The 7,844-nt window shown below is 46.4% G+C and carries 7 protein-coding genes; 3 read left to right on the forward strand and 4 right to left on the reverse strand.

Translation table 11 applies throughout. The features are described from left to right. Positions 1 to 26: 26 nt before the first annotated feature. Positions 27 to 2,408: a multiheme c-type cytochrome gene (locus SP90_RS10545; protein WP_066855647.1), complete on the reverse strand. Its 2,382-nt coding sequence runs from the start codon at positions 2,406 to 2,408 to the stop codon at positions 27 to 29. A 289-nt stretch (positions 2,409 to 2,697) separates the two neighbouring features. On the opposite strand from SP90_RS10545, the gene SP90_RS10550 reads away from it, so the two are divergent. Beyond that, a complete protein-coding gene (locus tag SP90_RS10550; RefSeq protein ID WP_066855650.1) occupies positions 2,698 to 3,771 on the forward strand; it encodes a hypothetical protein in 1,074 nt (357 codons plus the stop codon). Positions 3,772 to 3,869: 98 nt separating this feature from the next. Here the strand turns inward: SP90_RS10550 and flgM are convergent, their stop codons facing one another. Both flgM and SP90_RS10560 read right to left on the reverse strand, forming a co-directional pair. Then, a complete protein-coding gene (gene flgM / locus SP90_RS10555) occupies positions 3,870 to 4,187 on the reverse strand; it encodes a flagellar biosynthesis anti-sigma factor FlgM (RefSeq protein WP_066855653.1) in 318 nt (105 codons plus the stop codon). A 25-nt stretch (positions 4,188 to 4,212) separates the two neighbouring features. Continuing rightward, positions 4,213 to 4,659 carry a DVU0524 family FlgM-associated protein gene (locus SP90_RS10560; RefSeq protein ID WP_066855655.1) on the reverse strand — a complete coding sequence of 149 codons (447 nt, stop codon included), beginning with the start codon at positions 4,657 to 4,659 and terminating at the stop codon, positions 4,213 to 4,215. A 266-nt stretch (positions 4,660 to 4,925) separates the two neighbouring features. Between SP90_RS10560 and SP90_RS10565 the strand changes: the two genes are divergently transcribed. Together SP90_RS10565 and SP90_RS10570 are read left to right on the forward strand one after the other, a co-directional pair. Then, on the forward strand, positions 4,926 to 5,540 hold the full coding sequence (locus SP90_RS10565) for a Maf family protein (protein ID WP_066855658.1): 615 nt from the start codon (positions 4,926 to 4,928) through the stop codon (positions 5,538 to 5,540). Positions 5,541 to 5,575: 35 nt separating this feature from the next. After that, the gene (locus SP90_RS10570) at positions 5,576 to 6,055 is read left to right on the forward strand and encodes a phosphatidylglycerophosphatase A family protein (RefSeq protein ID WP_066855661.1); all 480 of its coding nucleotides are present in this window, start codon (positions 5,576 to 5,578) and stop codon (positions 6,053 to 6,055) included. A 280-nt stretch (positions 6,056 to 6,335) separates the two neighbouring features. On the opposite strand, the gene SP90_RS10575 is transcribed toward SP90_RS10570, so the two are convergent. Further along, complete coding sequence (locus SP90_RS10575) at positions 6,336 to 7,343, reverse strand: universal stress protein (RefSeq protein WP_066855664.1); 1,008 nt, start codon at positions 7,341 to 7,343, stop codon at positions 6,336 to 6,338. Positions 7,344 to 7,844: the final 501 nt, after the last annotated feature.

Below are 7,844 nucleotides of genomic sequence, written 5' to 3' on the forward strand. Positions count from 1 at the left end.
CGTTATGATCTGTTTGTGGCAACCCGCTAGCACTTAGGGTCGTTTTTACGTTTGCAGCGGCGTGTATGCACAAATGCGGCAACAATCACAAAGAAAATGATTGCCAAAATGGCTGCTGAAGCGGCAATTGCATCAATCTCATATTTTCCGATAACCATAACCGAACCCTCCGTAACGTTAGTTCCGTTCCTGATGCTGACAAACGGATTCTGTTGCTCCATTCTTTTCCGCTGTTGTTCTGACAACGGCGCGCTTAGTCTCCAGTGAAACCCCACCTGTTGCAGCTGTCTTCCCGTCCTCGTCAGAAGCTGAACATATGGCACTTTTGCAGCAGAAAAATTACTGCCTCGACGGGATTGCATTTGCTTTGACTTACCCTGCGCCAGAATCTCTGTAGCCCCGCCGCGAGATAACGCAGCCTGCAACCACGAGCTTCTCAGCGGTGCATGCGCTATTCCATAGCCCGCATCATCTCCGTAGCCCAGAGCCTTTGAACTTGCATGACACGACTCGCAGGTTCTTGCATTCCGAGTAACAGTATGCGGTGCCAGCGGAGCCACAACAAATGACGCTGCCAGCAGGTTCTCCAGCGGAGCAGTCTGCTCTGCATAGGAACCGGCAGAACTGTATACGGAAAGAGCAGTCTCTTCTCTATCAGTATCCACACGATTGACCCAAAGGTCTTCGATAGTTTTGTGAAGAACATTATAGATTGTCTGCGGATTGCCTTGCACACGATAGGAGGGGAAAATATGTCTGCGCAAAATGACTGCTTCGTCAGGGGCAAGCAGCGTTACATCCTGCTGCATCAGCGGGGTCAATGGACTGACTCTGCCTTCTCCGTTCACGCCGAGAACGGGGTTGCGCCACTGCACAAACTCTGTTTTGCGGGTCGCGACCAGTTTGTCGACTGATGAAAAAGTACCCAGAATATGGTTGCCATACTCCTGAGGCACCCACCCGCTATGGCAACTGTAGCATTCAAGCGATGCCATATGCTTAGGATTTTGAACCATGGCAGACACGGCCCTGTGCGGATTTTTCCACGTTTGGCGTTGTGCCATAGTTTTCAGCAACGGCACAGCATAGCTGATTCCTGTTGCAGAATGAACCACGACGGCGTTACCACGCCGGACAACATTACCGAAGGGATTTCCACGAGTGGAAAGTAGATAGCCATCTTCCGGTCTGTAGACATACCCTTCTTTCTGACTGGCGGGGAGCAAGGAGGTTGTCCCGCGCTTTTCTCCACTGACAACGGGTACTGCAAACTCGTCCTGCCAGCCTGTCGGCAATTCCCACGGAAACTTCTCTGTTGTTCCATGGCAGTCAGCACACTCGATTTCCACATTTACCCTACCGGATACCGAAATGTTTCCAGTTCCATGCATTGCTCTCGTGGAATGGCAATCCTGACAAAGCAACCCGCCTGAAGGATTACCAAACCGGTTCATACCATTATGATGCACATCATCGCGCATTGCTCTTAATTTCTGAGTCCCTGAAATACGCATTTTGCCTGAATAAGACAGGGCAATATGTTTTCCTTTTGCATGGCATTTTGCGCAATTATCAATGGCTATTCCCGAAACAGTTTTTCCCTCAACAACAAGTGTGCTTCTGGCTGTCCCCTGCAACGTGTGTGAGCGCTGAATACCATCTTCAGTATACCGCACATGGCACGCCGCACAGCCAGACCCTTTACCACCACTATTAACATTCCAGACATGACATCCAGCACATTCTGAGCGGGTATATCTGTACGCAGCAAGCTGGGGGGTCGCTTCAATTCTCTTCCAATCATGATATAACGGCAGGGCTGTTATACGCTCAGTAAAAACGGCTTGCTGCTGTTTCTGAAGAGTACGCATATAGAGCTGGTACTCAGGAGTACCTGTCGGTGGAAGAATCCCGTCCACATCTGTCACTGTATAGACGCCAACCGGAGACTCCGGCTTTATTCCCCATCCCTGTAATATGGCCGACATATGCCCTGCACCAGTTGCCATTCCTGAGCGCTGCAATGAATACACCCGCTTTGCATGGCATTGACCGCATGTTCTTTCTACAACTGGAGCTGCTGCAGGCGTCGCTGTAAACTCTGTCAGAAGACTCTCCGGCGGTGCACCTTCATGTACACGATTCTCCCACATGGCTGCGGGATCTCCTCCATGACAAACAACACAGCCGTTGGGATCTCCTTGATCTTCCCCAAGTAAATAAATCTGCTTTGCCATTTCTGAATCGTGGGAACGAACAGGCTCGTGATCAATATGACAGTTCCCTGCAAGGCATCCTGTCCCGACAGCAGGATATTTTTCTGAATCAAGCTGCACGGGAACAGCGCACCATGCAATGCCAGCATACAAAACCATACAAACCAACGTAACGACACACCTGCCTAACATACTAAACTCCTGAGCAATTCCATACAACAAACGGGAATACTCAACAGTACAGCAAACACTGCGTTGGCGCGACAGTTGTTTCCAATATATCACCACGTTAATTGAATAAATATATACATTCCTGAACATGATGAGAACTCATGCTCTTCTCTCAATCTTGCACACAGTGCATCAACAATGTCATAGAGCCAATCCACTTAATCCGTATAAGCGGGTGAACCCTTTTTTCCTCTTAGTGTATTCTGGATGCTGGCGTTGTTGATTACATGAGAAACTTAGGGGAAGAACCATGCGGGTAATAAGCAAAAAAGTTACACCCTCAACGCTTGAGGGATTTGAACAAGCCGGAAAGAGCCATGATGCTGTCTGCCTGACAAAAGACGGAACACTCAAAGCCGGAAAAGCATGGAAAGAACACATCGTATGCATGCTGGAGCCGCTCGGCATTGGAGCCAAATCATGCATAAATGCAAAACGTGAAGCCGTTGCAGGAAACCGCAATGCTGCCTGGGCGTTATGGGAAGGACTTGTAAAAGAATACGGTATGGATAATGCCAAAGAAGCGCTTGCCAGCGCAAACTCATCCATACACGGCATGAATGACATTAAAGCGCATTACGGTATCATCTCCCGCAAACGCAGAGGCCAGGAGGCACCGTTAACCTGTCATGATATTCATTCGATGATTCTTGCCACAAGACACGTTAAATTCATGCGCGATCGTCAAATGGAAGACCTGCAACGCCGCGCTCCCATGCCTGAACACGAAGCAGCATTTTATGACCCTGAAGACCATCATACAGCCGAGTTGAGCGACGCCATAAAAAACCATCAACGCGTAGTGGATTTTGTCAGTAACAGGGACAACCTGCTCTTTTTGATACATGAACTGCACGAAGAGCCGGACAGACTTAACCAGTCTCGAATTGATTATGTCACTGCCCGCCTTTTGAAGGATGTTGAGCACACCAAACACAAGGGTGTTTTTTCTCGTAACCAGATTGTTCGTCTGGCAGAGCGTGCCCTTCGGGAATCACTAGAACATAAAGCTGCGTGGAGCCGCATGCAGACCATGAAGATAGGGCTTAACAAGCGAATCTCCGAACCAAGCAACTTTGAAAAAGACAGCAAGGCATTACGCATCGCAGTGCTTGCAGATGCAAAACGTATCATTACACAGCGGTATGTTCAGGATACCGGAGCAGAGCTTGGATTTACCGTCGGGGATTCAATGGCAGGAAGGGTTGTAAAAGCGGTATTGAAAGAAATTGAAAAACAGGTTGTCAGCAGGCAGGTTGAACTAAAGTCAGAAGACTTCAAAAAAATCACCACAGAAGAGCTACGCCAGCGCGTTCGATTTTAACGTGCATGCTACTCAAAACATACTGGAAAAAATACACAGAAAAAGCTGTTCTCGTGTAGAGAACAGCTTTTTCACTTGTAAGCCATGCTAAAAAAAGGCTAGATGAACAAGTCGAGCTCATCGCGAAGAAGACCTTCTGCGATTTTGTTGGAATCGATCTTGTATTCGCCGGAAGCAATCTGTGCTTTGATAGCAGCAACTTTATCTTTGCGTACTTCCGGTGCGTTCATAGCTTCTTTATATGCTTCAGTGCGCAAGCGTCCTTCATCGGAAAAGCTCACTCGATCACCTTTGGATTCGGCATCTACAGGAGCCTGCTCGCGTCCAGCTTGTTCACGTCCAGCCTGCTCTGCGCGATTGCCTTTTTTCAAAGACGAACCGAACTCAAGCTTCGCGTTATAATCATAAACTTTCATTCCCTACCTCCCGGTCAACGGCACCTTATAACATGGTCGCATTGACTTTGTCTAAAGAGATTGCCCAGAGCCTGTTCATTATATCTTCTTTTTCATCGCTTGAAAGCTTTATCGGTCGAAAATCAGTTACTTTATAGATTTGTAACGAAAGATTTGGAAAAGGGTTTCTAAAAATAACGGCATACCCTAATTCCGCTTCAAGCTGTGCCTTAATTTCTTCTACAATTGCATTAGTGCTGCCGGAAAAAAGCAAATTCTCATAAACTTCTCTGGCTACACGTTCAACAAGAGCCTGTCGTCTTTCTTCTGAAAGACGCTGCTCCATGTCAGAGAATTGGTCATCCTCATCATAGTACCCATCAGAATGCAAAAAACGCACCGAACCATTAGCCCTGGCAATAACCTGGGCAGAAGTAATTTGCTTCTTGTATTTTCGAAGCATGTTTTGCACATAAAATGATTGTACCGTCATGACGCTATTCTCTTAATAACCGCTATCGACCTTCCAGCAATAAACTTTAGAGTTCTTTGCATTAGATTCTGCTTATCCGTAAAAATAATGCAAAAAAAATATTCTATTATCACCACGCCCTATCGTGCAGCTACGCAGACATACACCTTTACAAAACAGCGACCGCGGTACAGCGCTTCCTGATTCAATTTATTGACAAATGCTGTGCAGGTACAGCACAGTACATCAAATTTCATGCACAGTATAACCAAAGTAACCATTCACATATGTCAAATTCTGTTTACTCTACGTTAACACCGATTGTTCTGGCCTCCGGCTCGCCACGCCGCAGACAATTTCTTTCTGAACTCGGTATCGTATTTACAATCGAAACAATTTCAGGCGAGGAGCCCCTTCCTGTTACCGGTGAAGTACCGGAAGATTTCGCATGTCGCTGTGCCCTTGCCAAAACACAGTCAGTCCGTAATGCATCAGACAACCGCGAAACTGCTTGCTTTATCGGCGCAGACACTATTGTAGTGCTTGGTAACGAAATCATGGGCAAACCGGACAATGATGCACATGCTCTCGATATGCTGAACAGACTTTCCGGAAGCACGCACAAAGTTATCACCGCCACTGCCATTATTTACCCAGACGGAACGACAGACGCATATGCCGTTGAAACGGCTGTCACCATGAAGAAGTACTCAAAAGAGGCTCTAACGGCCTATATCCGCACAGGAGAACCAGCTGACAAAGCTGGTGCATATGCAATTCAAGGCATCGGCTCATTTCTTGTGGAGTCAATCTGTGGTTCATGGTCCAACGTGGTAGGACTACCGGTTACCGAATTATTAGAAAAATTGCAGAGTGCAGAAATCGTCACTCCATCTGTTTAATCCAACTATAACAGGTACTATTCAAAGGCTGTTTCATGACTACTGAAATTTCATTGCAAGACAAAATTGCTGTTCATGCCTCCCGACTCGGGCCGTCAGGACTTTCACCATATGCTCCGGGCACAGTAGGGTCTGCCGTTGCGATCATACTGGCACCTGTTTTCTTTATGCCCCTTCCAATATGGCTGCGCGTACTTGTCATAGCAGCCCTCTTTTGCTGGGGCAGCATCCAGATTACTCGTGCTGAAAAAATATTGGGAAGCAAAGATCCGGGTGAAATTGTTCTGGATGAACTAGTAGGACAATGGATTACGATTCTACCATTTGCATCGCTCTCCTTTTGGTGGATGCTGCTGGCCTTTGCCCTCTTCCGCCTCTTTGACATCACAAAGCCGTACCCTGTTAAGGATTCAGAAAAATGGCTCACCGGAGGATGGGGAGTTATGATTGATGATGTCCTTGCAGGAATATACGCAATGGGCTGCCTTGGCGCGCTCCACACGCTCTTCGCGTAGCAGCATATATAAACGCCAGCCCTGAAGATTTACTGCCACAGCACAATGCTCTGGCCAGTATTCTGAATACAAAGAAGCCGAACTTATAGCATACTAAGAGTATGTAAGAGTTCGGCTTTTTTGTATGACGCAACAAGGTACGTGATTGTCGTCAAATGACGCTCCAAAATACTGTTCGCAGTTCTGGAGCCCCGCCGTAAGAAAATGGGTCTTCCTTACGGCGGGAGGAGTCTAAGACTGAGGAGTTACCTAGAGGTATTGTGATACCACTTGCCGATTCCTAGCACGATAACCACAAACAAGCGTTATTAAGCTTTTTCCATACATGAGCTACAGAAGAGCCCATAAGCATGTGACGCATAAAGCTGTTTCCAGTACCGGAACGCCCCATTGCCACTACAGCAAAGTTACCCTGATCAGAGGTTTCCATAATTACGGAAGCGGGGTCGTTGGAATGGGCCAAACGGGTTTCGATGGCTTCTTCCCTCACACCGTTTGCAACCAGCAGTTCAACTGCTTCTGCTACAACACGGTGGCTGGTTTTTGAAATGAAACACTGCGCCTTGCGCTGATTGCGGAACTGCTTATTCAGAAAAGCAACACTCGGAGAAGCGGTAGTGTATTTTTTACCTGGAGCCACATGCAGCACAGTGATGGTGTGCAGTGGGTTACCTGCAAGCATCTTTGCTACATGTTCAGTGATGTTTCTGGAGGAACGTGAGCCGTCCACACACAACAGCACATTCCTGCGGCCATGGATTGATGAAGGGGCAAGCCAAACCGGTCTTGCACAGGATCGCTCAATAACCTCTTTTGTAATATCGGCGGAGCCGTTTATCATGCTCTCAAACCAAGACTTGCCTCGTTTACCAAGGACAAGTGCTTCATGGTCACCGTTTGCAGCTTCTTCCATCAAATCCCACGCCTTAGAATGGGTCTGAACCTTGGAAACAAGTGCCAGGCGGTTGCTTGAAATGCCTACCTGCTTCAGGCTTGCCTGAGCAGTGACCAAGCACGAGAGCTGCTCACCTGTACGTGCTAAAAACTCTTCAGCAACGGTCTCTTTGGCGCTTGAAGACCGTTCATTCGTGCCGAGTAACTGAAGTTTTTTTGCGTGTTGCAGGTGAAAAAGTGTAAAGTTTGTCAGATCATCCTGACAGAAAAAATCACGCACAAACCGAATGCCGTATTGTTTGGTGTGGTCGTTACCGACCCCAATGAGCACGCTACGTTGTGTTCTAGTTTGGGACCAAACAGATGATTTCATCAGTGTTGCTTGCTGCATCATACTGTTCACTCTCTATTAAGTTATTTGTTTACCTGTGTTGGCGCACAGGCCTGACTCGTTAATCAGTTGGTTTTATTGATATACAAAAGTTCTTTTTTTCACAAGGCTTTTATTGCAACCTTTTGTTTTTATTATTTATAAAACAAAAACCTATGATTTCTGATGGTTGCATACCATTTTACCCTACTTTTTTATCATAATTGGCAAAAAAAAATTCCAATTTAATTGAAGAAAACATCAAATAAAATTGCGGATTGAATATTCAATCCGCAATAAAAGGGAAAAGAGGCAGCAAGCATTTTTTATTCTCTTTTCCACAGCGCCAACAACACACATAGCATATACGATTGAGTACACAAACAAAAATTGTAAAAAATTGTCAGTAAGACGATCACCTCAAACCACATAAGTTGCACCGCACCAATATCCAGTTGTGATATAAAAGTTTGTAGCTTTGATCATTTCATGAGCTGAACAAACACAAATATACTTAGTAAGTTT

This window comes from Halodesulfovibrio spirochaetisodalis, assembly GCF_001672295.1.
GTDB classification, from domain to species: domain Bacteria; phylum Desulfobacterota; class Desulfovibrionia; order Desulfovibrionales; family Desulfovibrionaceae; genus Halodesulfovibrio; species Halodesulfovibrio spirochaetisodalis.